Below are 23,274 nucleotides of genomic sequence, written 5' to 3'. Positions count from 1 at the left end.
TACCAGTTAATGCTCTGCAGAAGGCTGGATACATTCCAGATCAATTCTTTTAGCATCCATTCGCTGGTGAACAGGAATGAGCCCAGATTGGCAGAAGGGGTGAGACCCTTTGCGTATTAACCAATTGTAGTAATGGGTATAGGGCACTAGATTTGCCAGTAGAGTCAAGAATATTAAAATACCTAGAGTTCTCTTTTGTAACCGTTGCGGCATTTTATAGATCAGCAAGAGTGCAAACGTGAATAGGAAAAATTCAGAAAAGATGCGGTACTGCGGTGCATCTAAATAACGAAATTTATTCACTAAACTGACAATATAGAAGCTAGCGAGACTAAAGCATCCAAACCACCATTCTTTCTTCGCAATACTCTTGCATTGATATATTAGTGTCATAACAATAAATGTAATGAGGAGGGTAGAAGATGAAATCCTCCCAAAAGTCTCTATTAGCGGACTGGCAGCAAACCCTAGTAAGCTAGAAACTCTCTCTAAAATAGATGCGCTTGCTGAAAAATGATTTTCAGGATGCATTATCTGAGAGGGATCAGCCTTTAAAAATCCTAGCATTCTCATGGGGTCAGCAATATTGCCAAAAATAGAGATTCCCAGATTGATTTGGGTGCTTATTAATTCCACAACTAAAAAAGCAAGCAGATAGCAGGCATTAAAAATAGCGACTGCTATGAAGGCATTCTTGCGCTGGATCTTAAGCGCTATACCTGCAATCAGGAGATTAAAAAAGCTCACTAAGGCCACATTAAATAGGAAGCCAATGCCCGTCGACTGAATAAAATAAAAGTAGAGCAAGATGGCATAGGAGAGTGCTGCTAAAAACGCGAAGGTAATATTCCTAGAAGTCTCTTTCGCAATTAAATTGGTAGTGGGGATAAAGTAAGTCGCCCAACAGAAGTAAAAGGGTGCTAGAACAATGATTTGTGCTTTATTGAGCGCTGCACAGAAAAAGCAAATGAGGCAGAGCTGAAGTACAAGATATTTCTTGAAAGAGCTATTTTGATAGCTGGCAACAAAGTAATACAAGGCTAGCATCAAGAATAGAAAGGCGATTGGCTCTGTCCGCGTGGCGGTGAAATGGTAAAAGACGCCATTGCTGACAAACGCCAAAAATGCTACCAGTAGTGCAATGCCCGCACTCTTAAAAATTTGCTTACTCACATAGTAGACGCCAGAGATTAATGCAAAGGTAGTAAGTAATGCAGCATGTCTCGCAGAAATCACTAGATAACGCATTGCATCAAACATCGATGGCGCTTGATTGAACTGCATAATATTATTAATATCGCTTAAGCCCAGAAGGCTTCCTACCTTCAGAAGCAGGGCGATGAGATGAATTGAGAAAAACCCTGGATGATCAATATATTCTTGATTAAGCCCAGAATTAATTAAAAGTCCGTTATAGCCGAGTGTTAATTCTTGGTCGGCCCAAAAAGACCAGTTGCGGTTATATCCAGTACCGTAAAACAGTACCGTTAGTACTAGGCCAATCAGGAAATAAGGGCTGCATTGTTTTAGAAGAGATTTCATGCCATTGATCTACTGTTGGCGACTTGCTTTGGTCTGATTAAAACCGAAACTCTCGATAGTGCCTATAGAGATTGGCAATCGATGCAAAACCAAGAATCACAATCAAGATTGCAAAGACATAATCGATTGTTAAGTAAGTAAAGATGCCCAGTTGAATCAGGATTGCTGCCCCAACAAAGGCAGCAATTGAGCCAAAAGCAACTAACTTAAAGTTGGGAATAAAGGCGCCCAAAGTAATTGCAATAAAGACAATATATAAATCAGAGACCAATTGGTCTGCGGTCAGAAAAACCGTATTGGTAAATTGGGGATTGATCACCTTACCAACAACAGCAATCAAAAGAATGGCTGCTAGTACAGCAAAGTTCAGTTTTGCTTTAAGGAAAATAGTTTTGAGTTGATCGTTCATCTGATTGGATATTTTTTTGCTTCGCAGTACTTATGAAACTGCGCTGCCGTTAAAGACTAAGGTGATACCAATCCATAGCAGCACAAAAGCGACTAGGATCGTAATACCAATTTTCTTGAGGAAGTATCCAAGGCTATCCATATAGGCTTCATCATTACGACCAAAATATTGATCAAAGCGTTTCCAGACGAGGCGTCCCACTACAAGTGGTAGGAGCATGGCAACAATGCCAAGAATGACGGTAAGGGTGTTATCCATGGGATTTCATTTCTTTCTTGCTGGTATTTCGTATCTTACTTAAGTGCCGACTTTACTAAATGCCGGAAAGTCATACAGGATACAGGGGTTATCGACCAAGATGGTCTTTCTCAGGGAGGAATCAGTTACCCAGCTGCCGAAGAGCTCACACAGGTCTGCATCATGAGGCATCTGTTTTTTCACCATCACATGGGGCCAGTCGCTACCCCAAATTAACCTCTTTGAGTTTGCTTCAATCACAGCATCATTAAATGGACGCATGTCGGCATAGGGCAGATTGCCATCGCAAATACGGTAGGGCCCCGTCATCTTGACCCAAGCTTGTCCATTGCGCATGAGTTCTAGCAATCCTTCAAAGCCTTTGTCAGCAATGCCGTGTTTTGCATGGGAGTAGCCAAAATGCCCAAATACTAAATCCACTGGAAAGTTTTTAAACACAGCAGCCAAATCTGGATACTCGTTGACATGCATGAGTAATTCCAAATGCCAGCCAAAAGGTTTGATGCGCTCTGCTAATGCTCTAAGAGTTTGAATCGGTAATCCCGCCGACTTGTCAGCGACATCAACCATATTGCAACGTATCCCACGTACTCCAGCCAAATGTAGTTCTTCTAAAGAGCGATCACTCACATCAGCTGGCTCATTCGGAATAACTGCAACACCACGAAATTGTTTTGGATAGGCTTTGAGTGCAGTAAGCATTGCTCGATTGTCTGTGCCATATACGCTGGGCTGAACTAGCACTGCGCGATCGATACCCAGCATCTGTAATAGAGCTTGATAGTTCTCTACAGTAGCATCGGGTGGGGTATAAATGCGCTCTTGCGCATAAGGAAAGACACGAGCAGGGCCACAGACGTGCGCATGACAATCTACTGCCCCAGCAGGAAATATGATCTTTGGCGATCGAATTTCTGGATCAGGGGCTTGGCACAGTAGTGCTGATAGATCTTGCTTCACTAGAGCTACTTTTTATTGCGGTTCGATATTGGCCTCTTTAGCAATCTTTTGATACTTAGCCATTTCATCGCGGACAAATTTAGCAAATTCAGCAGGGTTCATTGGGGTTGCTTTAATACCTTTGGTTTCATAAGCAGTTTTGACTTCAGGGTCTTGCATCGCTTGATTAATATCTTGATTAATCTTTTTCACAATCGCAGGTGCAGTACCTGCTGGCGCCCAAACACCAAACCACAAACCAATTTCAAAGTTGGGATAGCCTTGCTCTGCCACGCTAGCAATCTCGGGTACTGCCGCATTGCGGGTTTTGCTAGTGACCCCAAGGGCTCTGACCTTGCCACCTTTGAGTTGACCAATCGCAGTATCTAGTGGTGCCATATAAAAAGCAGTGCGACCAGACATGGTGTCAGAAATGGCTTCAGGTGAGCCTTTATAAGGTACATGAATGAGTTTGATGCCCATCACTTGATTAAAGTATTCAGCGGCCAAATGGGTAGAGCTACCAACACCTGCAGAAGCAAAAGTAATTTCCCCAGGTTTGGATTTAGCAGCGATGACTAGATCGCGAATGGTTTGGTATGGGCCATCGGCTGCAGTGATCATGACGTACGGTGTTTGCCCCAAAATGGCAACATCAATCAAACTCTTGAGTGGGTCATAAGGCAGTTTTTTGTAAATCGCCGGATTGGCTGCATAAGATGCAGACTGAACTAACCAGGTGTAACCATCTGGCTCAGAGTTCACAACCACTCCAGTGCCAATGAGTCCGCCAGCACCCGGACGGTTTTCAATAATGACCGGTTGCTTCCAAGACTCTGTCAGGCTTTTGGCAACCACGCGACCGGCAATATCAGCGCCTGAACCAGTGGTTAAAGGGACTACCATTTTGACTGTCCGATTGGGGTAGTTCTGGGCTTGAGCCAGACTGATCCCAAAGTAAAAACTGAGGGCAAGAATGAGCTTGCCAAGAATAAGACTATTGAAAGCAGGTTTTGCCTGTTTAGATGAGGTGAGCATCTGATCTCCTGAGTATTTTTATAGTTTCTGCTTGTTTCATCGGATAATCTAACATGCTCTTTGGAATAGATAAATAAAGATTATTGGGAGTTCGAGATAAATGACACAAATGCAAGATAAACAGACAATCCAGGTCAATGGCTTTGATGTGGCCTATCGATTTGATGGCCCCAAAGAGGGCCGGGTTCTTTTGGTTGCGAATAGCTTGATGGCCAACGGCAGTATGTGGGATTGGAACGTACCTGCCTTAGCAGACCGTTACCGGGTACTACGCTATGACAAGCGTGGGCATGGGGGTTCTGAAGTTAGCCCTGGCCCTTATAGCATAGCGCAATTAGCTGATGATGCGATTGGATTATTAGATGCACTGGGAATTGAGAAGGTGCATTTTATGGGGCTGTCGATTGGCGGCATGATTGGTCAGCAATTAGGCGCGCGCTACCCTGAGCGAATTTACTCTTTATCCCTTTGTAATACTGCTTCTGAAATGCCGCCTCGTAGTTTGTGGAAAGAGCGTTTTGAAATCGCAAAGACGCAAGGTATCGCCGGTTTAGTAGATGGCACGATCAAGCGTTGGTTTACAGCACCTTTTATTGAGCGTGCACCAGCAGAGATTGAAAAAGTCCGTCAGATGATTTTAGGAACTAATGTGGATGGTTACATGGCTTGTGGTAGCGCAGTGCGAGACATGGCACAAAGCACGATGTTACTCAAGATCAAAACTCCTACTTTAGTGCTTTCAGGGCGCTATGACCCAGCTTGTACAGTAGAGCAGGGCATTGTGCTCAATCGTTTGATTGATGGGTCTAAGATGGTGGTATTAGAAGATGCGGCTCATCTTTCTAATATTGAGCAGCCAGCTGCATTTAATCGTGCGGTACGAGATTTCATTGACTCTATTGATAATGCTTTGTAAGTAGTGGTGATCATCTCAAGCATGATCATTTCAATTTTGAATGGCAGCACCGAACTCATAACAGAAAGCATCCAAATGACTGAACTTAATGCTGCACAAATCAATGAAATGCGTAGCAAGGTACTTGGCGCCGCTGCCAAGATTCCTGGGGCTCTCATTGGCCTGGGTATTTTGTTTGTTGTGCTCGGGATGATTGGTATTGCCGGTCAGACCTTATTCTCCTTTATATCCATTAATGTTCTAGGTATCTTTTTGTTTGCTGGTGGGGTCTTGCAGGGCTTACATGCTCTCAAATCACAGGGCTGGAAGAGTGTGGGCGTGCAACTGCTGCTTGCTGTTCTTTATATCGCTACTGCGATCTTTACTTGGTCTTTTCCGATTCCTGCGCTTGAGGCAATTACGTTGTGGTTAGCAGCAATCTTTTTTGTCACCGGGGTATTGCGTTTAATTTCCGCATTTCAGCATCGCCATTTCAGTGAATGGATCTGGTTAGTACTTTCATCGGCGCTATCGATCTTGATGGGGGTCCTCATTATGAATAGCTACCCAGCCTCAAGCTTGTGGTTGCCCGGTTTGTTGATCGCAATTGAATTACTCTTACAAGGCTGGTCTTTGCTGTTCTTAGGCCTTGCAGCCCGCTCGCTGACTAAATAACGAACAAAGTAACTCAATAGATAAGTAGCGTAGAAAGTATTTTTGATGAGCATGAAAAAAACCGACCTGTATAAAAACTTAGCTTTGGTCACTGCGCAGCGGATGAAAAATGCAGCCAAGACCCCTAAGTTAACTGCAGCAGATAAGGCTAAATCTAAAAAAGAGCTGGCAGAGGCAAACCCTTTGCTGGCTTCTTTAATGGGTAAGAAAAAAACAAAGTAGTTTTTATTGGCGACCATTGGTAACTATAGGCATGGGTTTTAGATTAAGTCATTGCATCGCATTCCTTGGATGGATCTTGCCAATGGTGGCCTTTGCGCAAATTGCACCACCACCCAATTACGATCAAAAACTTGGTGATGTAGTGATCAATGCCACCCGTTCAGAGACACCGCTTAATCAAATTCCGCTCAACACTACTATTCTGACAAAAGAGGTATTGGAGTCTTCGCCCGATCAAACGATTGATCAGGTACTTAAGAATGTGCCAGGCGTATTTTTAAATGATGTGCCGTATTACCAAAAAGATCCTACTGGGCAAAGTATTAATGTGCGCGGTCTTGGCTATGGCCGCACCTTGGTACTGATTGATGGATTGCCAGCCAATGATGCGTTTTACGGAACCGTGCAATGGAATCTGGTTCCGATGTCCTCAATTGAATCGGTGGAGTTTGTAAGGGGTGGTGTCTCTAGTCTGTGGGGTAACTACGGCATGGGTGGCGTGATTAATATCAATACTAAGACGCCCAAGAATAGCTCCCAAGATGTCTCTGCAAGTTATGGCGCTTTTGGCACTGGCAATGTCGCTGCATCAAAAGATCTGATAGTTTCTGATGCGATGCAAATGCGCTTTTCTGCAGATTACTTTGCGAGCGAGGGTTTTCAGAACTACGCCTCGATTTCGCCAGCACCAGTAAATAACACTAAGGGGATGACCACCAATGCGACGCAAAATTCCAACATTCGTCTGCAAAATTATTTCAAGCCTACGCAAGATACCAATGCTTTCTTGAGAATGGGCCACAGCACCATGGCTGACCTCAGCAATAACTTTGCGATTGCAAGAAATTTTATACAAACGACAGATTTGGCAGGTGGCTCTACTACCAAGCTTGATACCAATAAAAAGGTGCAGGTCAATGCCTACTATCAGGCAACGAATTTTTATAAGCAGACTGCAAATAGTGCCGGTACTTATATCAATGCTAATTACACGGATCCTTATACAACCCTTGGAGCTTCTACCCAATATACGCATGACCTCAAAGTTGCTGGGATTGATCAATACATCCTTGGGGTAGATGCGCGCAATATCTCGGCATCAAACTTAAGTAACAATCTGAGCACCACTGGCAGTGGCGCGGTGACAAGTGTGAATTATGCAAAAGGGCAGCAAAACTTTTATGGCTTACTTGGCCAAATCAAATCAAGCGCAAGTGCTATTCCACTAGAAGCAACGCTAGGAGCAAGAGTCGATGTCTGGAATAGCCAAACGCCAACGCTTTATAACGCCGGTGCCAACGGGGCTAATCCGACTTATCAAAATATCCCCAATCAAAGCAAGAATCAATTTAGTCCATCACTGGGTTTACTCTATAAAGCCACTAGTAATTGGGATCTGAGAACTGCTGCCTATCAGGCTTTTCATGCGCCCAGCATGAACAATACCTTGCGTAGTTATGGCAATAGCACAACGGGTTACTCCATATCAAATGCGAATTTAACGCCAGAAACCATGACAGGTTATGAGTTAGGTACTGACTATCGCTGGAAGAATGGTTTTGCACAACTAACTGGATTTAGTAACTATATTCAAAATGCCATTACGAGCTACAAAATCACGAATGCGAATTCTGCTTTTGCTACTAGTCTATGTAATGCTTCAGGTATTTCGGGTTGCACTACAAGTACGGGCGGTTATACCAACGTCAGTTACTACACTAACCAACAAAATCTATTAAGCCGCGGCCTTGAATTACAGTATCACCATGATGTCAGTGCGCATTGGGCTTTAGATGGTGGCTATTCCTATACACGTACCGTACTGACCTGGAGTGCAACTACTGATCCCATCAATACCCAAGTTGGCGGTGTGCCGATGAATATGGCCAATGCAGGCGTAACTTATTACCCTACGCCACAAGCAAGCCTAACAACGACAGTGCGTTATGTCGGCAATTCTTGGATGGCAACCGGTTCTTTGCCGGTACCGGCATATGCGGTAGTAGGCCTAAAGGCGAACTACCAAGTAACACCCCAAGCCTCAGTTTTTGCTTCAGTGGTTAATTTGTTTAACCGCCAATATGTCACCTTTAATATTGCCTCACAGGCATCTGCCTATCAAGCGGGTATGCCACAGGCAATTTCAGTGGGGGCCCGAATGACCTTCTAGGGGTCGATCATATAGGGCATTACCCTAGGAAAATAGGATGGCTCCAAAGGTAAAATGGTGCTCAAATAGGTGTCGAAGTCTAAATAAATATTAAAAATATGGGAGATTTTTAAATGAAAGCAATTAATAGGCCGGTGATGAATAAGCTCATCCCATTGGCTACTGTTTTACTGGCATCCTCATTAATAGGTTTGCAGGGATGTTCTACTACCTCTAATCCTGTTGCAGAGGCTCCTAAGCCAGCACCAGCTCCAGCATGGAAACAAGGTATGGGCGCAGATATGTCCAGCTCTAAGCTGGCTCCATTGGCTGGCAAGATGACCGCCACCCCAGCCAATGAAATTCCTCTGAAGACCTTAAAGTTACCTCCTGGCTTTAAGATTGAAGTCTATGCAGCTGGTATCCCCGGTGCCCGCGAAATGGCAATGGGTGATAACGGCAAAATTTATATCGGCACCCGTGCGATTGGTCGCGTTTATGAGGTGAGCGATAACGGTAAAGAGCGTACTAGCCGCGTAGTGGTTGATAAATTAGTGCAACCTTCTGGCGTCGCTTATAAAAACGGCTCGCTTTATGTCATGGCGATTGATAAAGTCTTGCGCTACGATGGTATCGGTAAGAATCCCAATGTGGCACCGGTGGATTTAACTTCCAAATTCAATTTGCCACCAGAGCAACACCATAACTGGAAATATCTTGCCTTCGGACCTGATGGCAAACTGTATGTCCCTTTCGGAGCGCCTTGCAATATTTGTGAACTGCCATCGCCTGCATATGCACAGATCCGTAGCTACAATGCAGACGGCTCAGGTATGGAAGTCTTAGCAACTGGTGTTAGAAATACACAAGGCTTTGATTGGCATCCCGTTACCAAGCAACTCTGGTTCACCAATCATGGACGCGACTGGATGGGCGATGACAAGCCAAATGACACGCTCAATATTCTCACCAAAAAAGGTGAAAACTTTGGCTTCCCTTATTGTCACGAAGGCAACATGCCTGACGACACTATTATCAAACCAAATGCTTGTGAGGGTGTCACTAAGCCAGTCGCTTTAATGGGAGCACATGCTGCAGTGATGGGCATTAAGTTCTACACCGGCAATATGTTCCCAGCAGAATATAAAAATGTAGCTTTTATCGCACGTAAGGGTTCTTGGAACCGGAATACCAAATCAGGCTATGACGTTGTCACTGTGACTTCAGATGCGAATGGTAAGAATGCCAAGATCACTCCTTTCATTACTGGCTTTATGAACTCTGCTGATCAGTCATTCTGGGGTCGTCCTACATTCTTCCTACAACTTCCTGATGGCTCTATGTTGCTGACTGATGAGCAGTTAGGTGCAATCTACAGAATTAGCTATAGCAAAAAATAAGTATTCGTTTTGGTGAGATTGGTAAAAATAGCGGCGTTAATCTCGGGGATTTATTTCTTCCTGGTTGCGCCGCTTTCTTATGCGCAGGATATGAGTGCCAAATTGGCTGTTTGCAGCGCCTGCCATGGACCTGATGGTAATTCGACAATGGCAGGCTCGCCATCATTGGCAGGTCAACCTAAAGTATTTCTCGAAAATAATCTCATTATGATTCGTGAAGGCATGCGGAATATTCCTGTCATGAGGGGTCAATTAGATGGCCTGAGTGATCCGCAAATTATTGCTCTGGCCAAGTTTTATTCCGCTCAAGTACTAAAGCCTGTACCAGGTCAGCGTGATGAAGCTCTTTATGAGCGCGGCCAGCTTCTTTCTAAGCAGGCACTCTGTGGAACATGCCATTTGCCCGATTACGTTGGTCGTGAGCAAATGCCTAGACTGGCGGGGCAGCGTGAGGATTACTTATTGCATACCATGCGCCAATTTCGAAATAATCAAGCAACTGGGCGGGATACGATTATGGCCGCCTCTTTGTACGGTATGAATGATGCTGATCTTCAGGCTATCGCTCAGTACTTATCCCAATTAAAATAAGATTTTGATCAGAGCATTCAATCATTGCGCTTAAAGTTATTTAAGCAAATGTTTGATGAGCCACCCTTTAAATAGACAACTTCATTGCAATCAAAAACCCATTTTTTATTCATTGATTTTCTAAAGGTCTTTGCGGCCCTCTTAATCATTCTTCACCATTTATCCAGTTACGGACAGATTGCACAGGATGCGCGGCAGGCATTGCCCATCATCATGACTTGGCTCTTCGAGTATGGTCGTTATGCCGTGCAAATCTTCTTGGTGTTGGCTGGTTATCTGGCTGCTCAGTCTTTAAGTCGCTATGCCAATGACAGATTTAGCGTACATCGATTATTGAAGGTCATTCTCAATCGTTATTTACGCCTCTTTGCTCCCTATGCCAGCGCCTTGATCTTGACGATTGCCTGTGCCTATATCGCTCGCTTTTGGGTGAGCGATGAATTTGTAGGTGAATCAGAAACCCTTTCTCAATTTTTAGCCCATCTCTTTTTTATCCAGGGTATCTTGGGTCTCGATTCGATTTCAGCGGGCGCTTGGTATATCGCGATTGATTGGCAGCTTTACTCAGTCTTGGCAATCTTGCTGATTTCTTTTCCGCGATATCAAGCTGCTATATGGGTGATTAGCGTTCTAGCAGTGAGCTCACTTTTATTCTTTAATCGCTCGGGACTTTATGAGGCTTATTTTATTTATTTCATTGGCTCGTATGGCTTAGGTGTATTAGCCTACTTAGGTAAGCACTTTGATAATCAGAGTGTGAATCGCTTAGCCAAGATTGCGCTATTGCTCATTGGACTCATCATCGCAATTTCATCTTTTGAGCAAATTTGGCTGAGAAACTTCTTAGCCTGGTTTGTGGCAATGATATTACTGTACTGGGGAGATAAACCATACCCTACTAAAGCAGGATCTCAGGCAGCGCTTCATGCGATTGCTTGGGGAAGCCAGCGCTCCTACTGTGCTTTTTTGACTCACTTCGCGTTGATCTTATTAGCGAACACACTTTATGTTGCAAGCAGTCTGCATACCCATAAAAGTAGCGCATTGGCAATTGCCTTCATGTTAGGGGTAGTGGGGTGTAGCATCATTGCTGCTAACTATTTATATCGCTGGATTGAAATGCCAGCACTGCGCCTGAAAATCTAATTCGAGAGATTGGGTTTAGAGCCCCATATCCTTTAAGACCCGAAAGATCTCGCGATACGCTTTTGGTGGCTTATTCTGCTCTTTTTCTTTGCGCGCATTGCGAATGAGGGTACGCATATTCTGAATATCCATATCAGGGTACTGCTCAATCATTTTAGAAAAGGTTTCATCATTGGCTATCAGACGGTCACGATAGCTCTCTAAAAAATGGAGCTTAGCAGTCTCAGCTTTACTAACCCCCTGAATTGCATCTAACCGTTTTTGAATAGCATCTAGTTCGTCTGCATCCAAAAAGCGCATGAGTTTGCCAAGGTATTGTTTATGGCGACGAATCGCTTCAAAGCTTTTGATCTTATTGGTTTCAGCAATCGCTACTTTAATGGCCTCATCCATGGGGATGGTTTTGAGGGCGTCGCTACTTAAGGCTGCCAAGACTTCAGCCAATTTCTGGCGCTCAGTCATCTGGCGTTTGAGCTCAGACTTGCTCGGGCCTTCATCGGCCTCAACTACTTTAGGAGTGCGATTCTTCTCATTAATGTGCATAGTCTCATTTTAGACGGGTATTGAGCTTTAATTATTCTTTGTTGATTTTCTGCTTTAAAAGTCTTAGATCGGCGCTAGAGAATAGCTGACTTCTTCCGATAATTGATGAGGGTTTTAATCTACCCGTCTGAACATGTCTTCGTAGGGTGGGAAGTGAGATCTCTAAAAATTCTGCTGCTTCCTCAGCTGAAAAGGTCGCATTTCTTAGATGTCCAAATACTTGTTCATGTGTGTAGTCAGTCTCTTGGAAGGCATTTATTGCAATTAAAGAGAAAAATTTAATACGTTCTTTTGCGGGCATTTGTTTCACTTGAGCAAACAGAGCCTCTGCAGTCATTGATTGAGTCATATATATCTCTCACTTTCTGTATTGAAGTGGCTTGAAGTTATCATTTGAGTCGAAAGGATTTTTTTAATTGCGTATAAAAATTTTCATGAGGTCCGATTTGGCAAAACTCAATCCAGGTTATTTTTAATTCACCTGCAAAATGATCAAATTGATATGCCATCAAATACTCCTGCTTATTAAAGCGAAATTTATAAATAAACACCCCCTGGAGATCGCCCAGCTTTTGTTGGCCTATCCTGGGGTTATTGCAAACTTCAGCGACCCTGATTTCAATTGCTAACTGCAAAGGTTTGGAGGCCTTTTTTACAAATTGGGCAAAAGCTTTTTTATAGGTGGTTCTCATGATCTAATATTAGATCAAATATGATTCTATATCAAATCAACAAAAGTGACAAGAAATGCCTGATTTTTTGTATTGGTAAATAATAGGAAGTAAAGCGAATAGCGCTCTATATGATGTAAAACACATGACTCAAGCAAACACCTACGACTACATCATCATTGGGGCAGGCAGTGCTGGCTGTATGTTGGCTAAGCGCTTGACTGAGAATCCCAACAAGAAGGTATTACTCATTGAGGCAGGTAAGAGTGACCACTACATCTGGATTCATATTCCGGTGGGTTATCTGTACTGCATTGATAACCCTAGAGCTGATTGGCGTTTTAAGACCGCTGCTGAAAAAGGCCTAAATGGCCGCTCATTACTCTATCCTCGTGGCAGGGTCTTGGGTGGCTGCTCCTCTATTAACGGCATGATCTACATGCGTGGCCAAGTAGGCGATTACGACTCTTGGGTAGAAGCAACTGGCGATGATGCTTGGTCTTGGCAAAACGCGCTAGAGCGCTACAAAAAGTTTGAGGATTATCACGGTGGCGCCAATCAATGGCATGGCAAAGGCGGTGAGTGGACAGTATCTCTGCAACGCTTGCGCTGGCCCATTATGGATAGATTCAGAGAGGCCGCTGTAGAGGCAGGTATTCCGGCATCGGATGACTTTAACCGGGGTGATAACTTTGGTGTTGGTTACTTTGATGTGAGCCAACGCGCTGGATTTCGATTAAATACTGCTAAGGCATTTTTAAAGGATGCTGCCAAGCGTAGCAATCTCACAGTGATTACTGAGGCAGTAGTCACAAAGCTCAAAATTGATCCGACCACTAAAAATTGCTATGGCCTTGAGTACTCAAAGGATGGCATGGTTAGTGAGGCGCTGTGCGCAATTGATCAGGGTGGCGAAGTGCTGTTGTGTGCAGGTTCGATTGGCAGTGTGCAAATACTAGAGCGCTCCGGTATTGGCGCAGCTAGCCATCTATCTTCATTAGGCATCCCAGTCATTGTGGATTTACCGGGCGTTGGTGAAAATCTACAAGACCATTTGCAGCTGCGTATGGTTTACAAAGTCAACGGTATTAATACGCTCAATACCAAAGCCAATTCTTGGTTTGGTAAAATCATGATTGGCTTGGAATATCTCTTCAAGCGCTCTGGGCCGATGTCGATGGCGCCTTCCCAGTTGGGCGCTTTTGCTTATAGCTCGCCAACACAAAAGCGTGCCAATGTGGAATACCACGTGCAACCCTTATCGCTAGATAAGTTTGGTGAAGATTTACATTCTTTTAATGCCTTTACAGCCAGTGTTTGCAATATTCGGCCAACATCGCGAGGCAGTGTGCATATCAATTCAGTAAATCCTGAAGCGCCACCAGTCATTGCGCCAAATTATTTGGCGACAGAAGAAGATCGCAAGATTGCAGCTGAGTCATTGCGACTCACCCGTCAGATTGTGCAAAGTCCCGCACTTCAACCATACTCCCCAGAGGAATATAGACCGGGTGCGCAGTATCAAACTGAGGAAGAGTTAGTCAAGGCTGCGGGTGATATTGGAACTACGATCTTTCATCCGGTAGGCACCTGCAAGATGGGGCGCGCTAATGATCCTATGGCAGTGCTTGACTCTCAATTACGCGTTAGGGGCATTCATCATCTACGGGTGGTAGACGCCTCTGCTATGCCCACCATCACTTCGGGTAATACCGCGGCTCCTACAATGATGATTGCAGAGCGTGTTGCGGAGTTGCTCACTAGTGAATAGCCATAAAAGCAATCAATTACCCCTAAGCCATCTTTTACTAGCCTTAGCAATTGTCGCGGTGTGGGGCACTAACTTTGTAGTAATTAAACTTTCTTTAGATGCCTTTCCGCCATTCCTATTTGCAGCGCTGCGCTTCACCTTTGCCTTTTTGCCTTTGGCATTTTTTATACCAAGGCCTAAGGTTTCTTGGGGTAATCTTTGTGCATATGGTTTGGCTATTGGGGTTGGGCAATTTGGGATCTTGTTTTTTGCGCTTGATGGACGAATTTCTCCAGGGTTAGCTTCATTAGTCGTACAGACGCAGGTATTTTTCACCATCGGCCTTGCAATGTTTTTTGCAAAAGAGCGTTTAAGGCTCTATCAAGCAGTTGCTGTCTCAGTATCTATGGCTGGCCTCGCAATTATTGGACTTCATACGGATGCCGATACGACATTTATAGGATTGGCCTTGATAGTTTTTGCAGGACTTTCATGGGGAGTGGGGAACACGGTGAGTCGTCGTGCGGGCTCTATTAATATGCTCTCTTATGTAGTGTGGGCCAGCGCGTTTTCACTTCCACCACTCTTTCTGATTTCTTGGATTTTCGAGGGCGGTTGGGAGCAGATGAGTACCTCAATAATCTCTGCATCAATGTGGGCTTGGATCGGTGTCTTTTGGCAATCCTGGGGCAATACCGTCTTTGGTTATGCTGCTTGGGCTTGGCTACTCTCTAAACACCCAGCGGCAGTAGTAGCACCAGCGCCATTATTAGTGCCAATATTTGGGATGGGGGCATCTACTTATTTCTTGAACGAGTCACTACCCTTGTGGAAAATTTTAGCAGCTGGCCTAGTGATTGCTGGCCTGGTTGTGAACTTATTCTGGCCAAGCTTGCAAAGGTGGTTTAGAAAAAAATAGGTTTTTGATGGGCTCACAGGATTGAGACCTGTATTTTTTCTGACTGCATGCAATAAAAAGATCGCAAAGAATATCAACCCCGACACCCAATGTGTCGTCACAACACCATCTCGAATTTGTGCAGGCCCGTAATATAACAAGGCTCCAGTAGCTATTAGAGTAGCCAAAAAACTGAACTGGCTAAAACCACTAAGCCATTTCTTTTTTGATTGAATTCCAGCCTTAAGATGAAAAGACAGGACTGAGCCTAGAGCTAGGGTTGCTAAGATCGCAAAGATGCCGTGAGCGGCCAATATATAACGATTACCAAACGTACTTCGTTGAATCTGAAATTCATGGCCAATGAGATATAGAGTGCCGCTAATAGAGCAGGCAAGCATGCCACCAATCACAAAGAATCTTTGCCAGCTCGGCATTCTTCCTAGGCGACTCATGCAGTAATCCTGATGGCCTTTGCAGAGAAGTAATTTAAGCAGGGGTGATCATGTGCTGTACAGAGAGCCAATACCTTGGTGAGTGCATCTGCATAGACACATTCGTTTGCTATAACGGAATAAGAGCTAGAGAAATGGATATGCACTTCAGATTCATCTTGCGCAAATGGATTGATCATATGGCTTTGCTGCTCATCTCTATTCGTAAAGTACAAGCCACTGGTAGCGATGGCTCCATTTTGTAATGAGCCAATGTCGATTAACTGCATCGGTAGACTTGGATTCCGGATTTGGATTGATTTTGGCTTATCACCAAAGACCCGCAAGTCACCTCCGGCATTTACGCACCCAGATTCGACTCCACTGGAGATCAAGCTCTCCACTGCCTTGTCGACTGCAAAGCCCTTGGCAATACCTCCAAGATCTAAACAGATGGGCTTGCTAGAGGTGATGAGCTGTGAGTCTAAAAAATGGATATCTTCGATGCCGCCGAGTTTGTGGCTAGATAAATCAATATGGCGCGGCAAGAGCCCAGCAGCTACAAGTCGGTGGCCAATGCCGCAATTGAATAAACCATTTGATTGCTGATGAATCTCTTGAGCAAGTTTGAGAATTTGTGCGGTCCAGGGATGAAGCTCAAGCGAAACTTGGTGGGCCCAGCGGTTGATTTGGCTCAGTTCACTAAAAGGATGATGAAAGCCCATTAAATCTTGAACCTGTTTTACTGCAGCAAATGCTTTATCTACCGCTTGGCTATCATCTTGATCAGAAGAGATCTCTACATATGTTCCTAAAAGGGCTTGGCAGCGCTGCATGATTTATTTTTTCAAGGCTAACTCATATAAAACGGCTACTCGCTTCACGCCATCAGTAATGTGTTTGCAAGACAGGGTAGCGCCGCCAATATTCTGAATATCCTGATTAAGCTTGATGGGGTCTTTTGCAGTCTTGCCAACAAATTGTTCGCGCCACCAGGCTTCTGCTACTTCATAACCATACGATTCAACATATTCCATAATCTCAATACCTAAAACACTACCGTTGGGGGCAATCGCAACAGCATAAGTAATCATCTCGTGCTTACCGACCACCTCATCAATGATGAGCCAACTACCATCAGATGTTTTCCAGATGCGATCCCCTTGAAAGGGGTGCCGAATACTAGAAGCTACCCGCATCTTTTCTTGTAAATCCTCACTGATGAGGAGGGGTGCTTGACTAAGCTGTTTAGTGGGGAAGAATATTTTTTGTACTTGCTCTGCATTTACATAAATTTTTGCCTGAGCAATGATAGGTGCGCTTACCATTGCTAGGCCAACAATCGCAACAGGGTTGGGTTTCCAGTTCATCAATTTCTTTGTCTCTAGTTCAATGGAAAGCCAACTTTGACAATAAATTCATTGACGGTGTGGCTATCCCATACCCGAGCATCAGAGCATTCAGCTTCGCCACCACCCATGCAGTTTCCCCCTGCCAGTTGGTAACGCCAAGCACCAGTTACCCACCAGTCTTTAGCGGCATAGTGCATATTGGGGCCAATAAAGGTAGCGCGTTGCACTTGGTTGCGCAGATTGAGTTCTGAGTAATCATTATGAAAGCGTGCTTCAACTCCTGCAGACCACTTGGGAGCAAAGCGATAACTAGCACCCACTAAAAAATCGAGCATCGATTCAGGCACATCGCCATTCTCAATAAACTTCAAGCGTTCATTTGCTACGACGACGTTACCGGCCAGTATTAAACGATCATCGATGAAGTTGGACTGTAGTAAAAGCCTTGCTGAGAGTTCATCTTTATTTCTCCCCCAGGTCGGTTCTAGATAAAAACCAACGCCAACAGGTGAAGTGACTGGATTGGTGAGTCTATAAATGGCTTCGAGTGAGCCACCTTCAATACCGCTCTTTCTATAAGGGGTGGCAGGATCATGTGAGGAAGGTACTGCATAACCACCTGTGCAAGTAGGTTCTTCTCCACATGCTTCAGGATTGGTGTAGTTCTGACTAGCGTTGGTGTAATACGAATTGATATAGCCAGCAATTTGCAGATCATTTGTGAGGCCATATTCCAACTCGGATCTCGCTGTCCATGCTTCATAGGTTCCAGCTGCCTGCTGTTGGTTCAATTGCAAACGTTGTTCAAATTCGAGCTTACCTTTGGGTTGAAGGTCTAGTGTGTAGATCCAGCCAAATACTCCTTCGCCTGCATGGGCAAAGGAGAAATGAAGGGCGGTTGCGAGAATAAAGCTAAAGGCAATCAGTCTTTTGATGGTTAATTTCATAGTCATCTCAGGTTGGTGGTTGAAAAAATCTAAGTAGGAATAATTTTCAATATATCATCAAATGAGAATCATTCTCATTTGTAAAAATGACCATGACCTGATTAATGGCGAGATTTATAGGGCTTCTCATTTTTGCTTGTAAGATTTCTCTTTAATGAATGCAGAAGCCCTCGAGAAACTGGTTTTAATGAAAATGCCCTTCGGCAAATATGCTGGGCGTGCTTTGGCAGACTTACCAGGAAATTATTTAGCCTGGTTTGCGCGTGAGGGGTTTCCTCAAGGAGAGTTGGGTCAGTTGCTAGAGCTAATGCATACGCTCGATCACAATGGCTTGCGTGGACTATTGGCGCCGATTCAACGGGCGCATGGCTTGAAAGCTAGATCGTCATTGCTTTAATTTGAGCGGTAACTGAAAATCAATTCCTGTTTTTTGAACGAGGTCTTGATAAGAGATAGGCGGACTCATTGTTGCTTCGTTGGTGTTCTCAATCCAATAAGCCCATGCCATATTTTTATTTGGGTCATATACCAATTTATATAAATGACTGGGAATGGTCACGCGACTGCCGCCGATGCTGCCACTACTACCAGTCGATCCGGTATAGACAAAAATATCGCCAGCAACTCTTTTGACATAGAGTCTGGTCGGCTCCTCCACATTCTTGGCCCAAATGCCCTGATTGTTTTGTCTGGCCTGAGGCATCATATTTGCCAATGAGAAGGACTGGGCCATTGCCCGCTCATTAGTCATATCTCCCGCTGGGGCATTGTGACCCCGGTCATAGCCGCTACCACGATAGTCTGAGAGCAGCGAGCGCTCTGCCAGAGGCAGTCTAGCCTCCTCATAAAACTGATTACTTCTTTTAGGGTGAGGAGCCGATAGCTGCTCTTTACTCAGCTTCTCGACTGTATAGATAGGTTTCTTATCGATAGGTGAGTAATAGATCGCAAAGCTATCAAAACAGAGATCTCGCCCTACTTCTTGGGTGCTGGGTATTTGCTGCTTTGGAAACAGATCTTTGCATTCTTCAAATAAGGCAAAGGCGCTCAGGGGGCTGAGCAGGCTGAGAAGGGCGCCAAGGACGAGAAACTTGCGAAAGATTTTCATAGGATTTCAGTGTAGGACGAGCCACCAGATCTTTCTTCCCTTTTCATCCGCACTAGCTCTGGAGCCAATCAGAATCTAGCCAAAAGAGGGGATTGGATTTGGGTAAACGCCTCTTTTCTATGAAGAAAGACTTTGAAAATAATGCCTTGCGGTAATCTGCACGGGGTACTACCGGTAGAAATAATTTGATCCTAAAACACTAGATGTACGATTTTATGAGCCTATTTTTTAGGCTAAATCGTAAAAAAGTCATAATTTAAGGATTTTTTTACAGTATGAAATTAGTGTTCCCTAACTTCTATAAGTGTTTGATTTTAATAGAATAAATATCAATATAAGAAGACGTATACGGGAGATCCCGTATTTCGAGATCAAAAAGTTATCGAAATGACTTTCTTTATTCTTGACTTGATATAAGAACCTTCTTAGGATGACCCATGTTTTTTACGTATTGCGATGCAACATAAATCAGTATCTGGGTTTTAGGGGTGTCGCAAATAAATAGATGAGTAAATGTTTAACGAACAATTTGAGTGGGGCGCAAGATCGCAAGCCAGTAATCCTGGTAGCTAAAGATCTACTGGCGCATGCCATGGCTCCGGTTTACCGAGTCATCAATGGCGTACTCGTTGTTGCTGTGTTCATGGTGGTGGGTCTTTGGCTTTCTGGTAACGGTACCAATGCTGGTGCTTTTGATTTAGCCCGCGTCTTAGTGCCAGATGAAGCCCGTCATATTGTTTGGAGCAATGGCTTTAGCATGCTCGAGGAATATAAGACTGCAAACGACAGCACTACCCAGATGGCAGATTCTGGCATTGCTGCTGTGATCTATAACAAATCTAATCCCCTCTCAACTGGCTTAAGCAGCGCCAAGCAGCAGACAGTGGCTTTGTTGATGCCATCTGTTGCCCAGATGCAGGTCAAATCGATTTCTCATTTGGCTGATCGCATTCCGACTTCTAGGATTGATCCTCAAGCCTTAGATAGCAACTTGATGGGCTCGATTCAAAATCAACGTGCGGTTGCCGATTTCTTTGAGAAGAAATATAAGCTTGATCGCGCCAAGATCGAAGAGTATGTATCGAACACTATTTTGATTGCCAAAGAAGTCAATATTGATCCGGTGCTGTTGTTGGCTGTGATTTCGGTTGAGTCAAACTTCAACCCAAATACTAAGAGTCATGCTGGTGCCGAAGGTCTCATGCAAGTCATGACTTCAGTGCATAAAGATAAATATGATTTGTATGGTGGCACAACCGAAGCAGTGAAGCCTGAAGTCAATATTCGGGTGGGAGCCTATATTTTGAAGTACTTGATCGCTACCGCAGGTTCATTGCGCAATGGGTTGAAGTACTACGTCGGCGCTGCTAATGCTGAAGATGACGGTGGCTATGCCGACAAGGTCATGGCTGAAAGAAATCGTCTCATTAGCCTTTGCCAAAACGGATCTACTAATCGTTTGACCTTAAATGGCAAGGATGCCCGCTCTTAATATAAGTAACACCTCAATTTGTAGAAGCAATGAGATAGAAAAAAGTCACCCTAGGGTGACTTTTTTACATTCCGCTAACTAAATAGGGCAGATGACTTGGTGATCAATTGACGCCATGCAACTCCACATCAAAAACTAAAGTGGCATTGGGTGGGATCACGCCACCTGCACCGCGTGGACCGTAGCCCATGTCAGAAGGAATGATGAGTGTGCGTTTCCCGCCAATCTTCATACCAGCAACACCTTCATCCCAACCCTTAATCACATGACCAGCGCCCAATGGGAAGCTGAATAGTTGGCCACGGTCTAATGAGCTATCAAACTTCTGGCCTTTGTGGTCAGTTGCTTTCTCATCATAGAGCCAGCCTGTGTAATGCACGTCAACATGGTTGCCAGTTACAGCTTCTTTGCCGTCGCCTACGACGGTATCGATTTTTTTAAGTTCACTCATGATATTTTTCCTATTTCACACAAATTGACTGGCTAGTATATTCTGAGCTTTATCGATTCTGATGGTGAGCCTCATTTGGCTCCATGACATGACAAATTATTGGCCCAATTCCGCATATAACACCCTCTTAGTAAGCCCAGATCATCAGCTCTTGGTGACAGATGACTTTTTGCGAACCTATTTGTACAGGCCTGAGCTGAGCTTGGTTCCAGAGTCCTGCGCCATCGAACAATCCTTGCATCAGCGCTTGCTACAAAACCCCCGTGCCGATATTACCGACCATGAAATTGCCACTATGGCGGATGAGGATATACAAGAAAACTACCGGGTTTGGTTGCGCTATCGCGCACGGCTATTGGCAGCCAGTTCCCTAGAGAGTTTTTATATGAGCTTATTCAAGGGTGAGGGAGTGGATGTGCCACCTTTATTTGTAGCCCAATTAGCCCAGATCTTTGTAAGGCATATATTGGGCGACCAAGCCCATCCTCTAGAAGTGCGTATGGGCGAATTATTCTTTAGAACTCAAAAGATTACTGTGCTTGAAGACGCGATTGTCATGGGCGCGGACGAAGAAGTGGTAGCCCGCAATGCCCAAGCAGGTGATACCGGGAACATCATGGACTTACTGAAGGGTAAATCTATGACGATGAGGTCAACTGACTTAGATGTCTTGTATGAAGAAAATGCTGCCGAGTACTGGGCTCGAAATGAGGATTTTGATTTCGCAGTACAGCTGAACTTTGGACATGAACCAATTAATCACTTTTGCCGCGTCCTGGAAAAGTGGGTAGAGCATTTTCTGGGGGCTAAGGTACGTATTACACCCATGCAACAAATTAGTGACCCCAAGTGGTCATGGCATGTAGGCTTAGATGCGGTGGCAACGGAGATACTCAATAAGCTATATAACAAGGAATCTGTTGAAGCAGATGAGCTAGAGAAAGTGATCTGCCTGTTCCGTCTAGACTTTATTGATGAGGCAGCCCTAGCTAAAGCGCAGGCGGGTAAGCCAGTCTATATGGCGATCGCCATGAATGAGCAAAAGCAACTCAAGCTCAAACCCCAAAACCTTTTATTTAATTTACCGCTCGCAAAAACTTCTTAAGCTGACAGGTGTTTTTTCTGCGTCTTCTGTTTCTTGTTTTGACTAGCGAGCCATAACAGAGCTGCTGCAGTCACCACGACAGGAAAGAGCGATCCTAGGTTGAGGAAGCTCCAGCCTTGTGAGGTAATCAAAGCTCCAGATCCAAATGAAGTAAATGCCATCGTAGCAAAAACAAAAAAGTTAATTGCAGCCTGAGCCTTATCCCGTTCATTGGGTTTGTAAGCAGTCATCGCCAAGGAGGTAGACCCAGTAAATAAAAAGTTCCAACCAACCCCCAGTAAAAATAGTGCAAGGAGGAATTGATGAAGATCGGTGCCGGTTAATGCAATTAAGATACAAATAAAGTTAAGAAGTACACCAACCCCCATAATTTTCAGAGTGCCAAAGCGTTGAATCAGAGACCCAGTAAAAAATCCTGGTGCAAACATGCCAATCACATGCCATTCCAATACTAGGGCTGTATCTGAGAAAGGCAATCCACAGATTTGCATTGCCAGTGGAGTTGCTGCCATGAGCAAATTCATGACACCATAACCAAGGGCGGCACCAATGACGGCCACCATAAAGATGGGCTGCTGTAGGATGGTCTTTAGAGACCTGCCGTCTGATAGCGCGTGCTGAGTTTTGAATTCTTCTGGAAAGTGAATCAACTGCATGACGAAGATCCCAAGCAGTCCCGCTATTGAAAGAGTCAGGTAGGCGCCCAAAAATGCAGTATCAAAAAGATCGCGCGTCCAAGAGGCTAGGTTGGGTCCAATCACTGCTCCGAGAATGCCCCCAGCTAAAACCCATGACACTGCTTTATCTCGTTGGCTAGCTTCAGTCAGTTCGGCAGCAGCAAAACGGTAGAGCTGTCCGTTAGCACTATAGTAGCCAGCAATGAAGGTGCCCATTACCAAGAGCCAGAAATTCTTAGTGATCGCTGCGTAAGCGCATAAGAGCGCCGAGAGCACTGCTACTAATAGCCCTAACTGAAAAGAAATCTTCCGACCAAAGTAATTTTGGGATTTTGCAACAATCGAGGTGGAGAAGGCGCCCCCTACAACATAGCCCATCACTGGCAATGTAGCCATCCAGGCGACAGGCGCAAGGCTAAAGCCAACTAAACCATTAATAGCAATAAAGGTGACGTTATTAGTCAGGAATAGACCCTGGCAAACAATGAGCAGTAAGAGGTTTTTATTGAGTAAAGGGTGCTTGTTGCTCATTAGATAGAGTTTACGGGCAATCTAGCGTCTTTAGCAGTTTTACTAGATTCC

26 protein-coding genes are annotated in these 23,274 nt (G+C 44.5%); 12 read left to right on the top strand and 14 right to left on the bottom strand.

Annotation, left to right across the window (positions count from 1 at the left end):
* Positions 1 to 6: 6 nt before the first annotated feature.
* From ICN29_RS04595 to ICN29_RS04575, 5 genes are read right to left on the bottom strand one after another with little or no spacing between them, the layout of a single operon-like run.
* Positions 7 to 1,542: a glycosyltransferase family protein gene (locus ICN29_RS04595; protein WP_216130156.1), complete on the bottom strand. Its 1,536-nt coding sequence runs from the start codon at positions 1,540 to 1,542 to the stop codon at positions 7 to 9.
* A 37-nt stretch (positions 1,543 to 1,579) separates the two neighbouring features.
* Positions 1,580 to 1,951 (bottom strand): hypothetical protein, encoded by a 372-nt coding sequence (locus tag ICN29_RS04590; RefSeq protein ID WP_216130154.1) that lies wholly within the window; start codon positions 1,949 to 1,951, stop codon positions 1,580 to 1,582.
* 30 nt (positions 1,952 to 1,981) lie between these two features.
* Positions 1,982 to 2,209, bottom strand: a complete 228-nt coding sequence (locus tag ICN29_RS04585) for a hypothetical protein (protein ID WP_216130152.1) — start codon at positions 2,207 to 2,209, stop codon at positions 1,982 to 1,984.
* A gap of 39 nt (positions 2,210 to 2,248) precedes the next feature.
* The gene (locus ICN29_RS04580) at positions 2,249 to 3,169 is read right to left on the bottom strand and encodes an amidohydrolase family protein (RefSeq protein WP_216130150.1); all 921 of its coding nucleotides are present in this window, start codon (positions 3,167 to 3,169) and stop codon (positions 2,249 to 2,251) included.
* A 12-nt stretch (positions 3,170 to 3,181) separates the two neighbouring features.
* The gene (locus ICN29_RS04575) at positions 3,182 to 4,186 is read right to left on the bottom strand and encodes a Bug family tripartite tricarboxylate transporter substrate binding protein (protein WP_216130148.1); all 1,005 of its coding nucleotides are present in this window, start codon (positions 4,184 to 4,186) and stop codon (positions 3,182 to 3,184) included.
* Positions 4,187 to 4,286: 100 nt separating this feature from the next.
* Here ICN29_RS04575 and pcaD point away from each other — a divergent pair, with 100 nt between their 5' ends.
* The 7 genes from pcaD (at position 4,287) to ICN29_RS04540 (ending at position 11,264) form a co-directional block, all read left to right on the top strand.
* Entirely contained in the window at positions 4,287 to 5,102 is an 816-nt protein-coding gene (gene pcaD, locus ICN29_RS04570) for a 3-oxoadipate enol-lactonase (RefSeq protein ID WP_216130146.1), read from the top strand.
* Positions 5,103 to 5,177: 75 nt separating this feature from the next.
* The gene (locus tag ICN29_RS04565) at positions 5,178 to 5,756 is read left to right on the top strand and encodes an HdeD family acid-resistance protein (RefSeq protein WP_216130144.1); all 579 of its coding nucleotides are present in this window, start codon (positions 5,178 to 5,180) and stop codon (positions 5,754 to 5,756) included.
* A gap of 45 nt (positions 5,757 to 5,801) precedes the next feature.
* On the top strand, positions 5,802 to 5,978 hold the full coding sequence (locus tag ICN29_RS04560) for a hypothetical protein (protein ID WP_216130142.1): 177 nt from the start codon (positions 5,802 to 5,804) through the stop codon (positions 5,976 to 5,978).
* Positions 5,979 to 6,009: 31 nt separating this feature from the next.
* The gene (locus tag ICN29_RS04555) at positions 6,010 to 8,148 is read left to right on the top strand and encodes a TonB-dependent receptor (RefSeq protein WP_216130140.1); all 2,139 of its coding nucleotides are present in this window, start codon (positions 6,010 to 6,012) and stop codon (positions 8,146 to 8,148) included.
* 113 nt (positions 8,149 to 8,261) lie between these two features.
* Positions 8,262 to 9,527, top strand: coding sequence for a PQQ-dependent sugar dehydrogenase (locus tag ICN29_RS04550; RefSeq protein ID WP_255538063.1), 1,266 nt, complete (start codon positions 8,262 to 8,264; stop codon positions 9,525 to 9,527).
* Between the two features lie 90 nt (positions 9,528 to 9,617).
* On the top strand, positions 9,618 to 10,118 hold the full coding sequence (locus ICN29_RS04545; RefSeq protein WP_216130138.1) for a c-type cytochrome: 501 nt from the start codon (positions 9,618 to 9,620) through the stop codon (positions 10,116 to 10,118).
* Between the two features lie 84 nt (positions 10,119 to 10,202).
* Positions 10,203 to 11,264 (top strand): acyltransferase family protein, encoded by a 1,062-nt coding sequence (locus ICN29_RS04540; RefSeq protein WP_216130136.1) that lies wholly within the window; start codon positions 10,203 to 10,205, stop codon positions 11,262 to 11,264.
* A 15-nt stretch (positions 11,265 to 11,279) separates the two neighbouring features.
* Here the strand turns inward: ICN29_RS04540 and yjgA are convergent, their stop codons facing one another.
* From yjgA to ICN29_RS04525, 3 genes are read right to left on the bottom strand one after another with little or no spacing between them, the layout of a single operon-like run.
* Positions 11,280 to 11,807, bottom strand: coding sequence for a ribosome biogenesis factor YjgA (gene yjgA / locus ICN29_RS04535; RefSeq protein ID WP_216130134.1), 528 nt, complete (start codon positions 11,805 to 11,807; stop codon positions 11,280 to 11,282).
* Positions 11,808 to 11,838: 31 nt separating this feature from the next.
* A complete protein-coding gene (locus tag ICN29_RS04530; RefSeq protein WP_216130132.1) occupies positions 11,839 to 12,156 on the bottom strand; it encodes a helix-turn-helix domain-containing protein in 318 nt (105 codons plus the stop codon).
* A 40-nt stretch (positions 12,157 to 12,196) separates the two neighbouring features.
* Entirely contained in the window at positions 12,197 to 12,499 is a 303-nt protein-coding gene (locus ICN29_RS04525; protein WP_216130130.1) for a type II toxin-antitoxin system RelE/ParE family toxin, read from the bottom strand.
* A gap of 124 nt (positions 12,500 to 12,623) precedes the next feature.
* Here ICN29_RS04525 and ICN29_RS04520 point away from each other — a divergent pair, with 124 nt between their 5' ends.
* Together ICN29_RS04520 and ICN29_RS04515 are read left to right on the top strand one after the other, a co-directional pair.
* Positions 12,624 to 14,249, top strand: coding sequence for a GMC family oxidoreductase (locus tag ICN29_RS04520; RefSeq protein WP_216130128.1), 1,626 nt, complete (start codon positions 12,624 to 12,626; stop codon positions 14,247 to 14,249).
* Positions 14,242 to 15,147 (top strand): EamA family transporter, encoded by a 906-nt coding sequence (locus tag ICN29_RS04515; protein WP_216130126.1) that lies wholly within the window; start codon positions 14,242 to 14,244, stop codon positions 15,145 to 15,147. The genes ICN29_RS04520 and ICN29_RS04515 overlap by 8 nt, the downstream gene beginning before the upstream one ends.
* Before the next feature lie 430 nt (positions 15,148 to 15,577).
* On the opposite strand, the gene ICN29_RS04510 is transcribed toward ICN29_RS04515, so the two are convergent.
* Genes ICN29_RS04510 through ICN29_RS04500 form a run of 3 tightly spaced genes read right to left on the bottom strand, consistent with a single transcriptional unit; the run spans position 15,578 to position 17,865 of the window.
* The gene (locus ICN29_RS04510) at positions 15,578 to 16,396 is read right to left on the bottom strand and encodes an FAD:protein FMN transferase (RefSeq protein ID WP_216130124.1); all 819 of its coding nucleotides are present in this window, start codon (positions 16,394 to 16,396) and stop codon (positions 15,578 to 15,580) included.
* 3 nt (positions 16,397 to 16,399) lie between these two features.
* Positions 16,400 to 16,930, bottom strand: coding sequence for an FMN-binding protein (locus ICN29_RS04505; RefSeq protein ID WP_216130122.1), 531 nt, complete (start codon positions 16,928 to 16,930; stop codon positions 16,400 to 16,402).
* Positions 16,931 to 16,944: 14 nt separating this feature from the next.
* Positions 16,945 to 17,865, bottom strand: coding sequence for a DUF6662 family protein (locus ICN29_RS04500; RefSeq protein ID WP_255538062.1), 921 nt, complete (start codon positions 17,863 to 17,865; stop codon positions 16,945 to 16,947).
* Positions 17,866 to 18,013: 148 nt separating this feature from the next.
* On the opposite strand from ICN29_RS04500, the gene ICN29_RS04495 reads away from it, so the two are divergent.
* Positions 18,014 to 18,256, top strand: a complete 243-nt coding sequence (locus ICN29_RS04495) for a DUF3820 family protein (RefSeq protein WP_216130120.1) — start codon at positions 18,014 to 18,016, stop codon at positions 18,254 to 18,256.
* On the opposite strand, the gene ICN29_RS04490 is transcribed toward ICN29_RS04495, so the two are convergent.
* Entirely contained in the window at positions 18,245 to 18,967 is a 723-nt protein-coding gene (locus tag ICN29_RS04490) for a DNA/RNA non-specific endonuclease (RefSeq protein WP_255538061.1), read from the bottom strand. The genes ICN29_RS04495 and ICN29_RS04490 overlap by 12 nt on opposite strands.
* A 505-nt stretch (positions 18,968 to 19,472) precedes the next feature.
* Between ICN29_RS04490 and ICN29_RS04485 the strand changes: the two genes are divergently transcribed.
* Positions 19,473 to 20,459 (top strand): transglycosylase SLT domain-containing protein, encoded by a 987-nt coding sequence (locus ICN29_RS04485; RefSeq protein ID WP_216130118.1) that lies wholly within the window; start codon positions 19,473 to 19,475, stop codon positions 20,457 to 20,459.
* Between the two features lie 103 nt (positions 20,460 to 20,562).
* Here the strand turns inward: ICN29_RS04485 and ICN29_RS04480 are convergent, their stop codons facing one another.
* Positions 20,563 to 20,910, bottom strand: a complete 348-nt coding sequence (locus tag ICN29_RS04480; RefSeq protein ID WP_216130116.1) for an FKBP-type peptidyl-prolyl cis-trans isomerase — start codon at positions 20,908 to 20,910, stop codon at positions 20,563 to 20,565.
* Positions 20,911 to 20,998: 88 nt separating this feature from the next.
* Here ICN29_RS04480 and ICN29_RS04475 point away from each other — a divergent pair, with 88 nt between their 5' ends.
* Positions 20,999 to 22,015 (top strand): DUF6352 family protein, encoded by a 1,017-nt coding sequence (locus tag ICN29_RS04475; protein WP_216130114.1) that lies wholly within the window; start codon positions 20,999 to 21,001, stop codon positions 22,013 to 22,015.
* Here the strand turns inward: ICN29_RS04475 and ICN29_RS04470 are convergent.
* Positions 22,012 to 23,223 (bottom strand): MFS transporter, encoded by a 1,212-nt coding sequence (locus ICN29_RS04470; protein WP_216130112.1) that lies wholly within the window; start codon positions 23,221 to 23,223, stop codon positions 22,012 to 22,014. The two genes, ICN29_RS04475 and ICN29_RS04470, sit on opposite strands and share 4 nt — an antisense overlap.
* Positions 23,224 to 23,274: the final 51 nt, after the last annotated feature.

This window comes from Polynucleobacter nymphae, assembly GCF_018882155.1.
GTDB lineage: Bacteria > Pseudomonadota > Gammaproteobacteria > Burkholderiales > Burkholderiaceae > Polynucleobacter > Polynucleobacter nymphae.
Note: the sequence above shows the minus strand (reverse complement) of the source record. Positions and strands in the feature narration are given on the sequence as shown.